Source organism: Brachybacterium sp. sponge (assembly GCF_001613775.1).
In the GTDB taxonomy this organism is placed as follows: Bacteria; Actinomycetota; Actinomycetes; order Actinomycetales; family Dermabacteraceae; genus Brachybacterium; species Brachybacterium conglomeratum.
The window spans coordinates 1,292,336-1,309,831 of record NZ_LRMP01000001.1 but is presented as its reverse complement, the minus strand read 5'-3'; the positions used below and the strand labels follow the sequence as shown (position 1 = coordinate 1,309,831).

12 protein-coding genes are annotated in these 17,496 nt (G+C 74.1%); 8 read left to right on the top strand and 4 right to left on the bottom strand.

All coding sequences use genetic code 11. The features are described from left to right. Positions 1-165 precede the first annotated feature (165 nt). Positions 166-861, bottom strand: a complete 696-nt coding sequence (locus tag A4A78_RS05685; RefSeq protein WP_062947380.1) for a DUF4194 domain-containing protein — start codon at positions 859-861, stop codon at positions 166-168. Between the two features lie 172 nt (positions 862-1,033). Here A4A78_RS05685 and A4A78_RS05680 point away from each other — a divergent pair, with 172 nt between their 5' ends. The 4 genes from A4A78_RS05680 (at position 1,034) to A4A78_RS05665 (ending at position 4,752) form a co-directional block, all read left to right on the top strand. Continuing rightward, complete coding sequence (locus tag A4A78_RS05680; protein WP_062947379.1) at positions 1,034-1,306, top strand: hypothetical protein; 273 nt, start codon at positions 1,034-1,036, stop codon at positions 1,304-1,306. Between the two features lie 416 nt (positions 1,307-1,722). Then, positions 1,723-3,522: a hypothetical protein gene (locus A4A78_RS05675; RefSeq protein WP_062947378.1), complete on the top strand. Its 1,800-nt coding sequence runs from the start codon at positions 1,723-1,725 to the stop codon at positions 3,520-3,522. 118 nt (positions 3,523-3,640) lie between these two features. Beyond that, complete coding sequence (locus A4A78_RS05670; RefSeq protein ID WP_082835197.1) at positions 3,641-4,009, top strand: MGMT family protein; 369 nt, start codon at positions 3,641-3,643, stop codon at positions 4,007-4,009. After that, positions 4,006-4,752, top strand: coding sequence for a hypothetical protein (locus A4A78_RS05665; protein ID WP_062947377.1), 747 nt, complete (start codon positions 4,006-4,008; stop codon positions 4,750-4,752). The genes A4A78_RS05670 and A4A78_RS05665 overlap by 4 nt, the downstream gene beginning before the upstream one ends. A gap of 27 nt (positions 4,753-4,779) precedes the next feature. On the opposite strand, the gene A4A78_RS05660 is transcribed toward A4A78_RS05665, so the two are convergent. After that, positions 4,780-6,342, bottom strand: a complete 1,563-nt coding sequence (locus A4A78_RS05660) for a DUF3375 domain-containing protein (protein WP_062948098.1) — start codon at positions 6,340-6,342, stop codon at positions 4,780-4,782. Positions 6,343-6,741: 399 nt separating this feature from the next. Here A4A78_RS05660 and A4A78_RS05655 point away from each other — a divergent pair, with 399 nt between their 5' ends. The 3 genes from A4A78_RS05655 (at position 6,742) to A4A78_RS05645 (ending at position 11,652) form a co-directional block, all read left to right on the top strand. Beyond that, positions 6,742-9,792 carry a glycoside hydrolase family 2 TIM barrel-domain containing protein gene (locus tag A4A78_RS05655; protein WP_062947376.1) on the top strand — a complete coding sequence of 1,017 codons (3,051 nt, stop codon included), beginning with the start codon at positions 6,742-6,744 and terminating at the stop codon, positions 9,790-9,792. A 133-nt stretch (positions 9,793-9,925) separates the two neighbouring features. Next, positions 9,926-10,669: a hypothetical protein gene (locus A4A78_RS05650; RefSeq protein ID WP_231880853.1), complete on the top strand. Its 744-nt coding sequence runs from the start codon at positions 9,926-9,928 to the stop codon at positions 10,667-10,669. A gap of 155 nt (positions 10,670-10,824) precedes the next feature. Next, positions 10,825-11,652 carry a hypothetical protein gene (locus A4A78_RS05645; protein WP_062947374.1) on the top strand — a complete coding sequence of 276 codons (828 nt, stop codon included), beginning with the start codon at positions 10,825-10,827 and terminating at the stop codon, positions 11,650-11,652. A gap of 91 nt (positions 11,653-11,743) precedes the next feature. On the opposite strand, the gene A4A78_RS05640 is transcribed toward A4A78_RS05645, so the two are convergent. Together A4A78_RS05640 and tgt are read right to left on the bottom strand one after the other, a co-directional pair. Continuing rightward, a complete protein-coding gene (locus tag A4A78_RS05640) occupies positions 11,744-13,492 on the bottom strand; it encodes a hypothetical protein (RefSeq protein ID WP_231880852.1) in 1,749 nt (582 codons plus the stop codon). Beyond that, entirely contained in the window at positions 13,489-14,793 is a 1,305-nt protein-coding gene (gene tgt / locus A4A78_RS05635; protein ID WP_062947373.1) for a tRNA guanosine(34) transglycosylase Tgt, read from the bottom strand. Before tgt ends, A4A78_RS05640 begins: the two co-directional genes overlap by 4 nt. 166 nt (positions 14,794-14,959) lie before the next feature. Here tgt and A4A78_RS05630 point away from each other — a divergent pair, with 166 nt between their 5' ends. After that, complete coding sequence (locus A4A78_RS05630; protein ID WP_231880851.1) at positions 14,960-17,455, top strand: acyltransferase family protein; 2,496 nt, start codon at positions 14,960-14,962, stop codon at positions 17,453-17,455. Positions 17,456-17,496 lie beyond the last annotated feature (41 nt).

Genomic DNA, 17,496 nt, shown 5'->3' with positions numbered 1-17,496 from the left:
GGTGAGCCTGACCTTATTACGCAACTCTCGCGTCACTCAATTGCTGGGAGGGTCGTCGCGGCTTCCCGCACGGACCTTCCGGACAAGCGTGCCGGTCACAGCCCCGCACTCCGACGGGAATGCGTCTCAGATCACGCCGTGGATCAGCTCAGATCACGCCGTTCATCAGTCGGTCGACGCCACCTCGCCCTCGCCGCCCGCGCCCTCCGGATCCTCGGCGTCTCGAGGGTCCTCGAGCCCGTCGACCCCGGCCTGCCGGTACAGGGAGATGAACTCGCGCGCCGTATCGGGACCGATCATCAGCCGCAGCACCGGGGAGACCTCGTAGTCGTCGCCCTGCTCGTCCAGCAGTCCGGCGCGCTGGACCTTCGCGATCGAGGCGCGGACCTCCTTGGCGAAGCCGGCCTCGTCGGTGGAGGTGGTGCGGCGATAGGCGGCCAGCGCCTGCTGGATCTCCGCCTCGGAGACGACGGTGCGCTGGCCGCGGGAGGACTGGGTGAGCAGCATCTGGCGCAGCACGAGCAGGAGCACGGAGTCGAGCCGGTTCATGCCGGTCAGACGACGCAGGAGCTTCGGGGCGTCGGGGTCGTCCTCGCTCTGGCGCACGAAGGCGACCTGCGCGTCGTCGTCGACGATCAGCTCGAGGAAGAGGTCGGCGAGCCGGGCCTCGATCGCGACCCGATCCCGCAGCAGCTGCGCGTAGCGGCCGCCGTCGCGGCGCCCATCGAGGAAGGGACCCTGCAGCAGGTGCACGAGCACGCGGCGCGAGTCGTCCACGAGCGCGCCGCCGGGCACGGAGGGGCTCGCCTCCTCGGTCGGCGCGGAGTCGTCGGGGGCGGTGCGGTGCGCAGGACTGGTCACGGCCAGACAGCCTACCGGCGCACCGCCCGCCGGGAGGGGATCTCGCCCCGACGGCCTCGCCCTGACCACCTGATGAGAAATCCACCCAAAACGGACATTCTTCTGATGGAATCAGGTCAGGCCCGGACCAGAGCCGCCGTCCGGTGCCCGTCGACGACCACGAGGAGCCGTCATGTCCGATCTGCCCGTGCCCGCCGTCCTGACGATCCTGGTGCTCGTCCTGCTGGTGCTCGTCGTGCTCGTCGTCCTCGGGGTGCGCGGACGACGGGGCACCGCAGCCCCGGCGGGCACCGAGCCGGAGCAGGAGGGAGAGGAGACCGAGCGTCAGAGCAGCGCGCCGGCCGCCGAGGCTGCGGAGCCGGCCGACGCCCCGAGGATCCGGCCGACCCTCCTGAGCATCAAGCCGACGCCGAGTCGATCGACACGGAGCCGGCTGACGCAGTAGCCGCCGACGAGGCCCCCGACCTCGAGAATCCCGTCGACGAGGACCCCCGGCCCTGGCGGGAGCGCCACGGGCGCCGCGCCTCGCGCCCGCTGCTGAGCGAGCGCTCCGCGGCTCGGACCGCCGAGGAGGAGCTCGCTCCGGCGCAGAGCTGGGAGAGCGCCCGGGAGGCGGCGGGCGAGCCCCGGCGCTGAGCCGCACCGACGGTCACCAGCACGGACCGACGGCCGCTCCCCCGCGCCGCTCGCGGCGTGCCCGATGGCGGCTCGGCACGACGCGCCGCCCCGATCGGCTGGTCGAAAATCCCTCCGGATCCGTCTCGGTCTGGTGGAATCGGGGCATCGCCCTGTGCCGGGACCCCCGTCCGGGGCGCGCTCCGCCGCCTGGCGGTGGAGCAGTCGAGCGGTGAGGAGCCGACCATGACCGACCTGTCCACCCCCGTGATCGTCGGGATCATCCTGCTGGTCCTGATCGTCGTCATCGTCCTGATCGTCGTGGGCGCGAACGCCTCGAAGCGTCGCAAGCAGCGACAGCAGGAGGAGGATCGACGCCGCGCCGCGGAGATCCGCGATCAGGCCGCTCAGAAGGAGCAGGCCGTCCAGGAGCGCGATCTGAAGGCCCGCGAGTCCGAGATCGAGGCCGACAAGGCCCGTCTCGAGGCCGAGCGGAAGGCGAACGCGGCCGAGCAGGAGCAGCTCGCCGCCGAGCGTCGACGGAGCGAGGCCGAGAGGCAGCGCCAGGAGGTCGACCAGGAGCGCAGCGCCCTCGAGGAGCAGCGCGCCGAGGCGGACCGCCTGGACCCCGATTCCCCCACGCCCCGCGACGGGGACCGCACCGCGCCGGCCGCAGGCGCTGCCGGCCACGACCGCACGGCTGACGAGCGCATGTCCGACGACCGTGCGGCCGACGGCCGACGCGTCGATGACCGCGCCGCCGACGATCGCGCCGCTCGCGACGACCAGCGCACCGTTCGGGGCGATGAGCGTCCCGTGCAGCGCGAGGACGAGCCCCGCAGCGGGGCCGGGACCGCAGCCGCGGCCGGTGTCGCAGGCACGGCCGGCGTCGCCGCCGGGGCGGCCGCCGCGCATGGCGGCTCGCCGGAGGATCGCGCTTCAAAGGATCGCTCCGCAGTGGCCGACGACGCGTCGTCGCACGAGCGTCCTCACGGCCGTCGCGCCGCTCGCACCGAGCAGGAGCCGCGCGACGACCGGAACCCCGAGGGCGACGTCCGCGAGGGAGGTGCCCGAGAGGACCGGACTCCTGAGGATCGCGCCCCTGTCGACCCGGCCCGCGATGACCGCGCCCACGAGGGCCTGGATCGGGACGGTGCCGTTCGCGACGGCGGGGCCGCCGGGGTCCGTGAGGCCGACCGTCCCGTCGGGGCCGGCGAGGCCCGCGCGACCGACCATCCTGTCGGGACCGGCTATGAGGGCGAGGCCCACCGGGCCGAGCAGCGCCCGGCTCGCGACGAGTCGATCGACCGTCACGACATCGATCAGCAGGACGTGGCCCGGCACGATGCGGACCGCCGGAATGACCTGAACGATCACTCCGCGGGTCGGCAGCAGGCCGACCCGCAGCGCATCGATCAGTCGGCGGTGGACCGCAGCGACGTCGACCGGTCCGCCGTCGATCGCGGCGACGCGGCCCGGTCCCAGGCGGACCGCCACGACCCGGTCCGCTCCACGGGCGAGACCGGCGACCTCGGCCGGGCCGGGACGGAGCGCGACGAGCGCGGCATCCGCGACGACCGCGTGGGCGATCAGCCGGCGCGCGCCGAGGACCGCTCGGGCATGGAGCCTCCCGTCGCGCAGGACTGGTCCGGCGGCTCCGCGGACCGGCGCGGCACGGAGCAGGACCGGCTCAGCGCCGATCAGGACCGGCTCGGCGCCGATCGACAGGCCTCGCAGCCCCAGGACGGTCCGGAGTTCCGTCCGGCCGGGGCAGATCCGGCGGTTCCGCAGGACGGTGCTCGCCACCAGGACGAGTTCCGCCCCCTGGACAGCCGCGACGGTCGCCAGGACGGCTTCCAGACCCAGGAGTCGCGACAGGGTGAGTTCGAGGACGATCCCTTCTTCCGCCAGGAGCAGCAGCTGCAGGAGCAGAACGGCGATCTCCCGCCGAAGGCTCCGGAGTTCGGTGCCCCTGAGGACGGCTCCGTGCAGAACCGTCTCCCGGAAGACGGCATCGGCGGCGAGGGCGGGGACGCACGTCGCTGACCCCTCCTGACCGCGGACGCGACCCCGGCGCCCCTCGGCGCCGGGGTCGCTCCCTGTTCGGGCCCGCATTCGGCCCGGGGCGGCGGATCGTCCGGAGCCGCGTGCCAGACTGTCGGCCATGCCCGAGCGCACGCCCCGCACCCGCATGGACGACCTCACGGTCGAGCGGGTGCTGCGCGTGGTCGAGGCGATCCCGCCGGGACGCGTCGCCGCCTACGGGGAGGTGGGCGCGATCGTCGGCGTCGGCCCGCGTCTGGTGGGACGGATCATGGGCGCCTGGGGCTCGTCGACGCCGTGGTGGCGCGTCACGAACGCCTCCGGCGACCATCCGCTGCTCGCCCGCGCCCTGCCCCACTGGAAGGAAGAGGGGATCGTGGTGAAGCCGAACGGGCTCGGCTGCCGGATGAAGGACTTCGGCGCGGACCTCGAGCAGCTGCGGTCCGACGCCGCACCAGCCCTCGCAGAGCTGGAGGAGACGGACACATGAGCCCCTCGCTGGGCGGCGCCGAGCACCTGGTCGGCGCACCCCGGGCACGATTCGCGATGCACTTCCCCCTCCTGCTCTGGGCCACGCTGTGGCTGGTCCCGCTCCTGCTCGCCGCACTCGTCGTGGCCACCGGAAGCCCCGGCGCCGCGGTCATAGGGCTGGTGCTGGTATGGCTCCTGGCCTCGCTCCCGCTGACCTGGTTCCTGCGCCGCCACCGGATGATCCTCACCGACCGGGCGATCGTCATGGGCCCCTTCGTCCCGGGCGTCGCGCCCGATGTGCTGTTCTACGCCGACATCGACACCTCGACGATCCGCACCTGGTCCAACCTGCGCGCCTATCTCCGCGCCTCCGGGACGAGCGCGTTCACCAGCGGAGAGATGATCACTCCCCTGTCACGCCTCGGAGTCACGTTCCGGGCGCGCCGCAGCGGTCGTCTGCAGGACGGTCGCCTGGTCGAGGACGACCTGGTCTCCTCCCTCGGCGGGACCATCGAGATGTTCGCGCTCACCGGCTCCGCGGAGCGATTCATCGGCGCTCTCACCCCGCTGCTAATCGCGGCCCAGGTCCCGGGCGCCGAGGCCGTGCCGCACACCGCTCTGCCCCCGGGCCGTCTGTCCGGGGAGAAGGGCTCCCACCGCACCGAGATCCCCGGCTGGCCCGCGCCGCGCCAGGGCGAGCGCTTCGAGGACCTTCCGCCCGAGGTGCAGGAGGACATACGCCGGCGCATGTCGAAGGGCTGAGGGCCCCGCCCCTCGCCCCGTCGGGGCTCACTCCACGGGGACGTCGTCCAGGAAGTAGAACGAGGGGACGCGGGCGGCGTAGTCGTTGCCGTCCAGCTCCCGCCAGGTGACGATCTCGGTGGATCCCTCGCGCGCCTGCGCATGGCTGGTCGCGAGGAACATCAGCCCGATCACGCTGGCGAGCCCCTGCTCGGCCGGCTTCTCCCGCAGGATGTCGCCGATCGAGGCCTGGCCGGAGCGGCCGCGTACGTCGTTGACGTGGGAGGTGAGGCCGACGAGGTCGATGTCGTTGGTGCGCACCAGGTCCTGGAGCACCTCGACGCTGAGCGCGGTCGCATCGTGCACCTCGGCCTCGGCGGGCGCTCCCGGATCGGTGGGGTCCTTCAGCCGGTGCTGGGCGACGGAGCTCAGCTGCACGCGCGAGAGGTCGAGCTCGAGCGGGAAGGAGGTGCGGGTGGGCACCTCGTCCTTCTGCGCCAGCGCCACTCCCTGCGCCTCCTGCAGCGCCTCCAGCAGCACCCGGTGCTGGCGGAAGTCCTGCGAGCGCACGAAGCGGGCGAGCGAGCGGTACAGCTCCGTCTTGACGTCCAGCACCTCCTGCGCCGGCTCGTAGAGGTCGCTGAACACGTTCGCGAGCCGCTCGCGCTCGTCCCGCGAGAGGGAGCGGGAGAAGTCCCGCTCGAGCAGACGGTCCACGAGCTCCTGCGTGGCACGGGTCTGCGCGGGATCGTTGAGCATGCGGAAGAAGGCCGTGAACGTCCGGCCGACGGTCGACTGGCCCAGCAGGTCGTCCCCGGCCAGCAGTTGCTCGAGGATTTCGCCGCGCGACCCCTCCGGGGAGAGGATCTGCTCGCGCAGGTGCAGGTCCACGGCGCGCAGGTCCTCGCGGTACTGGAGGAAGTCGCCGGAGAGCTCCTGGGCGATCTGCAGGATGTCCCGCAGGCGGTCCACCGACGCCTCGGCACTGGGGAGCATCAGCTCGCCCTCGGCGAGCTCGCGGATCTCCTGCTCGATCCGCTCGCGGCGGCGCTGGAGGTCGGCGAGCCGCACGTCGCGGTCCGTCTCCGTCTCCTGGGCGAGGCGATCGAACTGCTGGATGACCAGCTGCAGGCGCGACTGGGTGGTCGTCGGCCGGTGCTCCTCGAGCGAGGCGATGAACTGGATCGCGTCGATCGTGGCGGGGCTCGGCTCGAAGGTCGTCTCGGTGCGCTGGGGGTCGTCGCGACGGGTCAGGTAGCCCTCGCGCACCCAGCCGTCGACGTACTCGGCGGCGCTGCGACCGCCGCGCGCCTCGTCCTCGGCGCCGTCGGCCGGGGCGGCGCCGTCCGCCGTGGAGGTCCCGTCGGCCGGGCCCTCGTCGTCGTGCAGCAACGAGAGGTGCGCGCCCACGCGGGCGATGAGCTCGCTGCGCGGCAGCCGGCGGTCGCCGGCCGGGAAGGTGGCCTGCAGGATCGCGAGCACCGCCGGGGCCTTCGTCGCGGCGAGCAGGCGCCAGGTGCTGGCCCGGCGCAGCTGCTCGTAGGCCTCCTTGCGCGCGGACACGGCGTCGCTGCGGCGGTCCGCCCACCGGTTCGGCTCGGTCGTGGTCACGGTCAGCGAGTCTAGCGGTCCGCTCCCCGCCTCGATGCAGGGCCTCGACTCCGGCCGACGCCGGGCCTTCCCCTGCGCCGTCGCCCGGCGCTGCATCAGGACCATCACCAAGCCGGCCGCCTCGGTGACGGTCCTGATGCAGCTCCCGGAGCGTGGGACGGGCCGCGCGCCTGCCCCGCCCCAGTCCTCCGCCCGGCCCGGACCGCCCCCGGCCATCGGCCCTCACCGAGTGGCGTGTTTCGACCGGTATCCGGCACGAATACCGGTCGAACCACGCCACTCGGCGTCGTGCGGACCCAAGGCTCCGCACACAGGCCGACGAAGGCGTGGGTACACTCGTTCGTGAACGTTCACGACACTGTCTCGTGACCGCCCCGCCGACTCAGGAGAGACTCACCGATGAGCACCCCCGCCACCCCGGACGCCCGCGCCGGGCACACCGCACCGCAGGACGCCGCCCTGCCGCCCGTCGACCGCAGCGACCGTTGGTGGGAGGACCTCGCCGGGGGCCGGAACCGCCTGCGCGGCCGCGCGCACCTGCACTCCGACGCCCCCGCGCTGAGCCTCGACGAGACCTGGGAGTTCCGGTACGGCACCCGCGCCGACGGCACCGACCTGGGCGAGCCCGGCGAGATCGCCGTGCCGGGGCTGTGGCAGCTGCAGGGCCACGGCGCCCCGCAGTACACCAACGTCGTCTACCCGATCCCGATGGACGTCCCCCACGTCCCGGACGAGAACCCGACCGGCCACTACTCCCGCACCGTGACCGTCCCCGTCGACTGGACCGGCTCCCTCGAGACCGGCGCGAAGGTGCTGCTGCGCTTCCAGGGCGTGGACTCCGCGGCGAAGGTCTGGATCGACGGCACCGAGATCGGCGTGACCTCCGGCTCGCGCCTGACCCAGGAGTTCGACGTCACCGACGCCCTCTCGGCCCCGGGCGAGCACCGCCTGGACGTGCGGGTCGTGCAGTGGTCGGCGAACACCTACGTCGAGGACCAGGACATGTGGTGGGCCTCGGGCATCTTCCGCTCGGTGGACCTGCTGCTGCGCCCCGCCGGCGGGATCCACGACCTCGCGACCCACGCGGACTTCGACCCCGAGACCGGTCGCGGCACCCTCACCGCGACCGCCTACGGCGCGGACGGCGAGATCGTCCCCGCGACCGTGCGGATCCCCGAGCTCGGGATCGAGGCCGCGGCCGACGGGACCGAGATCGCCGCCGGCGAGGTCTCCCCCTGGAGCGCGGAGTCGCCGCGGCTGTACGAGGCGAGCGTCTCCACCGACGCCGGCACCGAGACCGTCACGCTGAAGCTCGGCTTCCGCCGGGTCGAGGTGGACGGGGAGATCTTCCGCGTCAACGGCGAGCGGATCGTGTTCCGCGGCGTGAACCGTCACGAGGCGGATCCGGTCGTCGGCCGCACCCAGCACCTGGAGAACCAGGACCTGGACGTGGCGCTGATGAAGCAGCACAACCTCAACGCCGTGCGCACCTCCCATTACCCGCCCCACCAGCGCTTCCTCGAGGTGTGCGACGAGATGGGGCTGTACGTGATCTGCGAGGGCGACTTCGAGACGCACGGCTTCCACGTCGACTCCACCTGGGGCGAGGACGGCACCGGCGCGGCCGAGCGCCCGGCGGCGGACGACCGCTTCCGCCCGATGCTGTGCGAGCGGTCCGAGCGGTTCGTGCTGCGGGACCGCAACCACGCCTCGATCGTCATGTGGTCGATCGGGAACGAGTCCTCCACCGGCCCGGTCACCGAGGCGATGATCGAGACGGTCCGCGCCACGGACCCGACCCGCCCCGTCATCTACGAGCAGGACTACCGCGCCGAGACCGTGGACGTCTTCTCGCTGATGTACCCCACCCATGACGAGACCGAGCAGATCGGCCGTCGGGCGCTGACCGACGAGTACCGCGAGAAGCTGATCGGGATGCTGCACCACCTGGGCGTGGACCCGGGCGAGGCGGGCTTCGGCTCCGACGAGTCGCCGATGCCGGCGCTGTCCAAGCCGTTCCTGTGGATCGAGTACGCGCATGCGATGGGCAACGGCGCTGGCGCGCTGAAGGAGTACATGGACCTCGTCCACCGCTACCCGGCGCTGCACGGCGGCTTCATCTGGGAGTGGATCGACCACGGCATCGTCACCACCGACGCCGAGGGCAACGAGATCTACGGCTACGGCGGCGACTTCGGCGAGCGCCTGCACGACGGGAACTTCGTCGCCGACGGGCTGCTGCTGCCCGATCGCACCCCGTCCCCGGCGCTGCTGGACGCGAAGCACCACTACTCCCCCGTCGGCCTCGAGGTCGGCGAGCGAGCGGCGAGCATCGTGAACCGCTACGCCTTCTCGGACCTCTCCCACCTGCGCGCCGAGGTCTCCACCGACCTGCAGGCGAGCTGGCAGGAGCTCGAGCTGCCCCTCCTCGCCCCGGGCGAGAGCGCCGAGCTGGCGCTGCCGGAGGGCGAGCACACCGCGGTGACGGTGCGACTCACCACCCGGGAGGCCGACGGGCCGGTCCCGGCGGGGCACGAGATCGTCGCGGCCTCGCACGTGGACGCCGAGCGCCTGGCCGCCTCGGTCACCCCGGCCCCCGCCGCGGCCGTCGCGCCGCAGCAGGCGGCCGACGGCACCTGGCAGGTGGGGCCCGCGCGCCTGGACGACCTGGGCCGGCTCGTCGGCCTCGGCGAGCTCGCCCTCGAGCAGGCGGGGGCGGACCTGTACCGCGCCCCGGTGGACAACGAGCGGGCCCGCACCCGCTACCCGCTCGAGGCGCGGTGGAAGCGGATCGGGCTGGACGTCGCCCGTCGCCGCCTGGTCGGGATCGAGGCGGGCGAGGAGCAGCTCGTGGTCCGCTCCCGGATAGGGCTGGACGGCAATGCTCTGCACGCCGACGTCACCGAGACCTGGCGCGCCGACGCGGACGGGGTCGAGCTCGCGGTGACGGTGACCCCGTCGGCGCTGTGGCCCGAGGACCTGCCGCTGCCGCGGATCGGCTGGAGCTTCGCGCTGCCCGCGGCGCCCGGCGAGATCGAGTACGAGGGCTTCGGCCCGCACGAGACGTACCCGGACACCGGCGGCGGCACCACCTTCGCGCGCCGCACCGCGAGCGTCGAGGAGCTGCAGGTCCCGTACGTGTTCCCGCAGGAGAACGGCAACCGTGCGGGCGTGGTACGTGCCGTGCTGAGCGGCGGGGAGGCGGGCTCCGGCCTCGAGCTCACCGCACCGGAGGGTCTGGGCCTCGCAGTGCGGCCCTGGTCCACCGCGGAGCTCGACGCCCGTGCGCACGACGGGGCGCTGCGCCCCGACGGCCGCACCTGGGTCACCCTCTCGGCCGCGCTGCACGGCGTGGGCTCGGCGGCCTGCGGCCCGGAGCCGCTGCCCCAGCACGTGCTGACCGCCCGGGAGGAGAGCTTCCGGATCCGCTTCGCGCCTGCCGGGCGCTGAGCCTCGCTCGGGCCGGCGGCCTCCTCGCGCACCGCGGGGAGGCCGCCGGCCCGTGACGCCCGATACCCTGGCCGGGGCGTCAGAGCGGCGCCCGACGACCTGCCCCGTGCCGAGCGGGGCTCGAGGGGGACGCATGACTCAGGGGTACGGACCGCAGGGCGGCCAGCAGGGGCAGTGGGGCGGCCAGCCGCCGCAGCCCGGTCAGCCGCAGCAAGGCCAGTGGGACGGGCAGGGAGCATCGCCGCAGCAGTGGAGCCAGGGCTCGCCGGCCCCGGCCTCCCCGGGCTGGGGGCAGGGCTCCCCCGGTCCGGGGGCGGGCGGCTACCCCGGCGCAGTCGGTGCCGTGCCCTCGGTCTCCGCCGACGGCGTGAACTGGCCTCGTGTGAAGACGCTCGGCATGGTGCTGCTCATCGGCGCCGTGCTGCTGCTGGCGATCCGGGTGGGCATCGACCTCGCCGCGATCGTCGGTGCCGACGGGGTCGCGGCATCGAGCGCCGGCGGCGAGATCACCGGCGGCGTCGCGATCGGCTCGAGCCTCGTCCTGCTGCTGCTGTTCATCGCGAACCTGCTGGTCAGCCTCGTGATGATGGTCCTCGGCATCGTCGCGGCGGTCATGGGGCGGGGCCGGGCCCGTCTCGGCGGCATCCTCGTCGCCGTCGGCATCCCCGTCGCCACGATCCTGTACTGGATCCTCTCGATCGTGATGGGCATCGTGCTCGCCGCCTCCGGCGCGGTGGACGCGAGCGGCGAGCTCACCGCCTCCCACTTCCGCCTGGTCTACGGCGTGGACATCGTCCGCGCGGTGCTGATGGGCGCGGCGATCCTCCTGGGCGCCTTCTTCGTGCACTCCACCGCCAAGAAGAAGCTCTCCGCCTGACCTCCCCGGTCCGGACGGCGGACGCCCGGATCGAGACCGCACCGTCACCCGCGCACGAATCGGGCCGCGGCGGCGCCCGATACGCTGGACCGGGCGCCGCCGCGGCGCCGTACGACGACGTCCCCGCCGGTGCGGCGGGGCCATGAGGGAGACGCATGACGCAGGGGTACGGACCGCAGGGCGGCCAGCAGGGCCAGTGGGGGCCGCAGGGCCAGGAGCCGCAGCAGCCGCAGTGGGGCCAGCCCTCCCCGCCGCCGGCCGCGCCGCAGTGGGGGCAGCAGCCCTCGGCGCCGGCTCCGCAGCAGGGTGAGCAGCAGTGGGGCGGCCAGCCGTCCGCGCAGCCCCAGTCCGCCGCCTCGCCGGCGCAGCCGCAGTGGGGCGAGCCGTCCGCGCCGGCGGCCTCCCCGGCGCAGCAGTGGAGCCAGGCCTCCCCGCCGCCCGCGCCGGGCGGGTACCCCGGCGCCGCCGGCTCCCAGGGCTTCGCGAGCGCCGGCGCCCCGGGCGCCGCCGGCGGCGGGTCGAACGTCGCGAAGCTCATCACCTGGATGTTCTACGCGGTGCTCGCCGTGGTCGCCGTGCGGCTGATCGCCAACGTCATCGTCTTCGCCGTGCAGTTCGCGGGCGGCGCCACCGGCTCCGCGACCACGGTCGGGGTCGGCGGTGTCCTCGGGATCCTGGGCCTGCTGGCCAACGGGCTCGTCACCCTCGCCCTGATCGTCCTGGCCGTGATGGTCGCGATCCAGTCGTCCGGCCGCGGCCGGACCGGCGCGATCATCGTCCTGGCGACGCTGGTCCTCGCGGTCATCGCGTACTGGATCCTCTACGGGATCCTCATCCTGATCGCCGCGAACGCCGACTACAGCACGGTCGGGCTCTTCTCGATCATCTACCTGATCGCGGAGATCATCCGTGCGCTGATCGTGTTCGCGGCGCTGATCGTCGGCGCGCTCATGTCCCGCCGCTGGGCGAAGGCGAACGCGTGACGGCTCGCCTGCTCCGCGGCGCCCCGGTCCTGCTCGCAGGGCCGGGGCGCCGTGCATCCGGGGCCCGTCGCCGTCCGCAGCGGTGGCCCGATCAGCCCCCGAGCAGCACGGTCCCCTCGTCGGTGCTGATCAGGGCGCGGCCGCCGCTGAGGGGGTGCCAGGCGGTGATCTCCTCGTCCAGGACGAGCTCCTCGCTCACCTCGCCGTCCTCGGCGGTGATCACGCGCAGCCGCTGCGCGCCACGGGGGTCCAGGGGCTCCTCCCGCTCGGTCTCGTCGAGCACGATGGCGGTGCCTGAGGCGAGGCCGCCGCGCACCTCGGCCTCGGGGTCGTCGAGCGGGAGGGTCCAGCTGTTCGTCCCGGTCGCGGTGTCGTAGGCGAGGAGCTGCCCGGCCTCGTTGGTCAGCACCATCCGGGTCCCGTCGATGCCGATCCGGGCGGTGAACGCCTCGGCCTGCGCCACGCCGTCCCCGCCCGGCGCGGTCCAGTCCGCGCCGTGCTCGGAGGCGAGGATCTCGCCCTCGGTCGTGGTCCCGGCCTCGGTGCCGGAGGCGAGGACGCGGCCCGCCTCGAGCCGCACCGTCCAGTCCCCGGCCGGGGAGGGCGCGGACTCCCACAGCGGGGCGCCGTCGCGGAAGGCGGCGGCGGTGAGCGCACCGTCCTCCCCCGCGCACACGGTGAGCACGAGCGGTCCCTGCTCCTGCACGGACTGCGGGTCGGGCGGGGCGGGGGTCGCCGCGATGCGGCAGTCGGCGTCGGCGGGGGCGAGGACCCGGCCGACGGGGAACCCGGTGGCGGCATCGATCTGCAGCCAGCCCTGGGCGGGGTCGAAGCGCAGCGGCACCGACGGCAGCACCCCGGTCGCGGCGACGGCGTCGAGCAGGCCGGGCGGGGCCTCGGCCCGGGCGGGGAGCGGGAGGCCGGCCGGGTCGGGTCCGCGGGTCTCCTCGGCGTCCATGACGGTCCACAGCGGCTCGTCGGGGGCGGCCAGGTCGATGCCCCGCACCCGGCAGACGTCCTCCTCGCAGTCGCGGACCACGAGCAGGTCGCCGTCGAGGGCGAGCGGGGTCCCGGCCACCTCGACGGGTGCGGAGCGGCCGCCGGCCTCGCCGGCGCCGCTCACCTCGGCATCGCTCCCGCCGCCGAGCTGGTGCACCCGCGTGACCTCCCCGCTGACCTGGACGAGCCGGGTCCCGTCGGCGGAGAGGGCGAGCACGTCGCCGGGCGCGGACTCGACCTCCTGCGCCCCGGTCCCGGGCTCGACGAGCTGCGCGGTGCCGTCGGCGCGGCGCACCAGCACGGGCCCCTGCCCGCTGGGGGCGGAGGCGACCGTGTCCCCCTCGCCGAGCGGTGCGATCTCCGCGACGGCGGCGCTCTCCAGCGAGCCCACGCGCGAGGCGAGCACGGCGGGGACGGTGAGGGCGAGGGCCACGCCGAGCGCGAGGCCCGCGGCGAGGAGCGTCCGCGTCCGTCGGCGGAGGCGACCGCCGAGCAGTGCGATCAGCAGCACGCCGAGGCCGGCCCCGGCGAGCACCCCGGCTGCGAGACGCAGCACACCGAGCAGGAAGTGGCCGCCGAGAAGGGCGCAGATCCCGGTGAGCGCGAGCAGCACCACCGCCAGGCCCAGCGCCGTCGCCGCGTCCGGCGCGGTCTCCAGCTCCCTGTCCGTCACGGCCTCGCCCGTCGGCGCGGACCCGGCACCCCGCTCGCCGCGGGCGGCCCGCGCGCGCGGCGCGCGCCCGTCGGCCCGCTCCTCCCCGGTCGGCTCCTCCCCCGCGGGCTCCTCCGGCTGCGGCTCCGCGGACTCCGGCCGCGGCGCCCAGGGCGACTGCTCGCTCAACGCGGCTCGCCGTAGTAGGCGCCGGTGGTCTCCTCCCGCAGGGCGTCGAAGGTGCCGTCCTGGAGGGAGGCGCGGATCCGGTCCACCAGCCGCACCACGAAGCGCTCGTTGTGGATCGTGCACAGGGTCGAGGAGAGCATCTCCTTGGCCCGGAAGAGGTGGTGCACGTAGGCGGCGGTGTAGTGAATGCAGGTGTAGCAGTCGCAGGTCTCGTCGATCGGCGCGAACTGGCGGCGGTAGCGGGAGCCGGTGAGGTTCACGCGGCCGGTGCGCGTGTAGACCGCGCTGTTGCGCGCGACGCGCGAGGGCGAGACGCAGTCGAAGGTATCGGCCCCGGCGGCGATCGCGACGAAGAGGTCGTCGACCTCGCTGATGCCCAGCAGGTGGCGGGGCTTGTCCTCGGGCAGCTCGTCGGTCACCCAGCCGACGATGGTGCCGAGGTTCTCCTTCTCCAGCGCCCCGCCGATCCCGAATCCGTCGAAGGACCATCCCTCGACCTCCATGCCGCCGAGGTCATGGGCGGCCTGTCGTCGCAGGTCCTCGTACTGCGCGCCCTGGATGACGCCCCACAGCTGCTGGTAGGGGCGGTGGGTGCGCTCGTGGGTGAGCCGGGCGTGCTCGGCCAGGCAGCGCAGCGCCCACAGCCTCGTGCGCTCGAGCGCCTGCTCCTGGTAGCCGCGGGAGTTCATGAGCGTGGTGAGCTCGTCGAAGGCGAACATGATGTCCGCGCCGAGGCCGTGCTGGATCTGCATGGAGATCTCGGGGGTGAAGCGGTGCTCGTCGCCGTTGATGAAGGAGCGGAAGGTGACGCCGTCGTCGTCGACGTGGGCGAGGCGCTCCTTCCCTTCGCGGACGGCGTCGTCCTCGCCGTTGGCGGTGCGGGCCTTCTCGCCGCCGGAGAACTCGGAGGAGAGCACCTTCTGGAAGCCGGCCCCGAGGCTCATCACCTGGAAGCCGCCGGAGTCGGTGTAGGTGGGGCCGGGCCAGTTCATGAAGGTGCCGAGCCCGCCCGCCTCGTCGACGAGGTCGTGGCCGGGCTGGAGGTAGAGGTGGTAGGCGTTCGCCAGCAGCGCCTGCGCGCCCAGCTCCGCCATCGACTCCGGCAGCACGCTCTTCACCGTCGCCTTGGTGCCCACCGGCACGAAGGCCGGGGTCGCGATGTCGCCGTGCGGGGTGGTGATCACCCCGGCGCGGGCCTTCTCGCCGTGACGGGCGGTGATCTCGAAGCCGACGTCGGCGGGGGACGGGGCGGCGGCAGGCGTCTCGGCCGCGGAGGGCGCAGGGGGCGGGGGCGTGGTCACCGTCCCATGGTCCCACGGCCTACCGCGCCGTAAGATCGCGGAGGCCGCACGACCCGCACCGCAGGAGGGACCATGTCGACACCCCCGACCGACGCCTCGGCGTCGTCGCTGCCGTCGACGATCCCCGTGGTCCGCGCGGTCGGCCGGGCCTCGTCGGGAGGGGTGCGTGATCAGCTCCCCCAGTGACCCGTCCGCTCCGCGCAGCGGGGGCCGACGGGCACGGCCGCAGGAGGACGGGGAGCACACCGAGGGCGACGCCCCGCGCCTGGCCGACGACCTCTCCGACTGGACGCAGGAGGCCGAGGACGCACCAGCGCCCGGCCCGACGCCCGAGCCCGAGCCCGCGCCCATGACCACCACGTCCCGGCCGCGCTCCTCCCTCGCCGCGTGGACCGCGGACGCCCTGCCCTCCTCGACCTCGTCGCTGGACGACTGGCTGCAGGGCCCCGTCGAGGCGCATGCCGAGCGGGAGGCGGAGGACGCCTGGTCCACCAGCGGCTCCGTCTCCGGCACCTGGCGGCCCGAGGGCGAGGAGAGCCGATCGCGCGCTGCGGCGGCCGCCTCGTCCGTCGGCGTCGCCGGCGGCCCCGCACCGGCCGGCGCCCCCACGCCGCCGCGGCCCGCCTTCCGCCGCGAGCTGCACGGCCTGCGCGCCGTCGCGCTCGGGCTCGTCGCCGTCTACCACATCTGGCTCGGCCGGGTCTCCGGCGGCGTGGACGTGTTCCTGTTCCTCTCCGCCTTCTTCCTCACCGGCACCTTCGTGCGCCGCCTCGAGAGCGGCCGCCCCCTCGGCGTGCCCCGCTACTGGCTGCACACCTTCAAGCGCCTGCTCCCGCCCGCGGCGGTGACGATCCTGCTCACGCTGTTGGCGACCGCGCTGCTGCTGCCCTCCTCGATCTGGCCGACGATCATGCAGCAGGCCGTCGCCTCCGCCGTCTACCTGCAGAACGCGCTGCTGGTGGCGATGCAGGTCGACTACCACGCCCGGGATGCCGGGGCCGCGTCCCCGCTGCAGCACTTCTGGTCGCTGTCGGTGCAGGGACAGGCGTTCATCGTGTGGCCGCTGCTGTTCCTGCTGGTGGTGCGACGGGCGCGGGCCGGGAAGTCGGTGCGCCGCCCGCTGATCGCGATCATCGCGGTGATCGGCGCGGCCTCGCTGACCTGGTCGATCCTCTCCACCCAGTCCCAGCAGCAGATCGCCTACTTCGACACCGCTGCGCGGATGTGGGAGTTCGCCGCGGGCTCCCTCCTCGCCCTCTCCCTGCCCGTGCTGGACCGGATCACCGGCGCCCGCCGTCCCGAGGACGGGGTCCCGCCGCGGATGCGCACCCTGCGCGCCCTGACCGGCTGGGCCGGCATCGCCGCGCTCCTGGCCTGCGGGATCGTGCTGGACGTCTCCTCGATGTTCCCGGGCTGGATCGCAATCTGGCCGCTCGCCGCGGCCGCGGCCGTGGTCGTCGCCGGGCACTCGGGGCGGCGCTGGGGCGTGGACGCGCTGCTGTCCACGCGTCCGGCCGCGTTCATCGGCGACATCTCCTACGTCCTCTATCTCGTGCACTGGCCGCTGCTGGTGCTCTGGCTGCACCGCAGCGGGCAGGAGCGCGCGGGGCTGCTGGACGGGTTCGCGGTGCTCGCCGCCGCAGTGCTGCTGGCCTGGCTGCTCACCCGCGCCGTCGACGCGCCGGTGCGCCGCTCCCGCTGGCTCGAGGCCCGTCCCTGGCGGGCCCTCGTCGCGGTCGCGGCGAGCGTCGCCCTCGTGGCCGGGGCGGCAGGCGGCTGGTGGGGCGTGCTGCAGCGCACCCCGGCCTCCCCGCCCCCGGTCGCGAGCGAGGCCGCGATCCCCACCGACGAGGTCGCGACCGAGGCCCCCGCGCAGCTGCGCCCGGAGGGCTGGGACCTCGGCAGCCAGTGGCCGAACCTTCCCGAGGACTGCGCCGGGGTCTGGAAGCCGGCGACCAGCTTCCGCAACACGGACTGTCAGCAGCGGCTGCCCGGCGATGCCGAGCCCAGCATGACGATCGTGGTGGTGGGCAGCTCCCACTCCCGCCAGTACGTCCCCGCCCTGCTGCCCACCGCCGAGGCCCGCGACGCCCAGATCGTGAACCTCACCATGAGCGGCTGCGGCTTCCTCGCCGGCACCGAGCGGTGGCCCTACTGCGCGGGCTACGACGAGTGGGTCCTGGAGTACCTCGACGCGGTCCAGCCCGATCTGGTGATGACCACGGTGACCGAGACCGTCCCCGACTCCGCCGCGGAGACGATGCCCGAGGGGACCGAGGGCGCGATCCAGACCCTCCTGGACCGAGGGATCGACGTGCTCGCGATGAGGGACACCCCGCGCTGGGAGCAGGATCAGTACGTCTGTGCCGAGGCCGTGATCGAGGACGGCGGAACGCCCGTCGACGCCGACGCCGCCTGCGGCGCGGACGTCTCCGAGAAGCTCGCGCCGGAGAACCCCGCGGCCCCGCTCACAGCGCTCACCGGTCCCGGCTCCTCCGTGACCGTGCTGGACCTCACGCCGGAGGTCTGCCCCGAGGGACGCTGCTCCCCGATCCTCGGCGACACCTACGTGCACATGGACGACAACCACCTGACCCGCGTGTTCGTCGAGGAGACCCTCGCCCCAGCGATGACACGCGAGCTCGCGGCGGCCGCCGGATGAGCAGGTCGCAGGGCCGACGGACGATTAGCATGATCCGGACT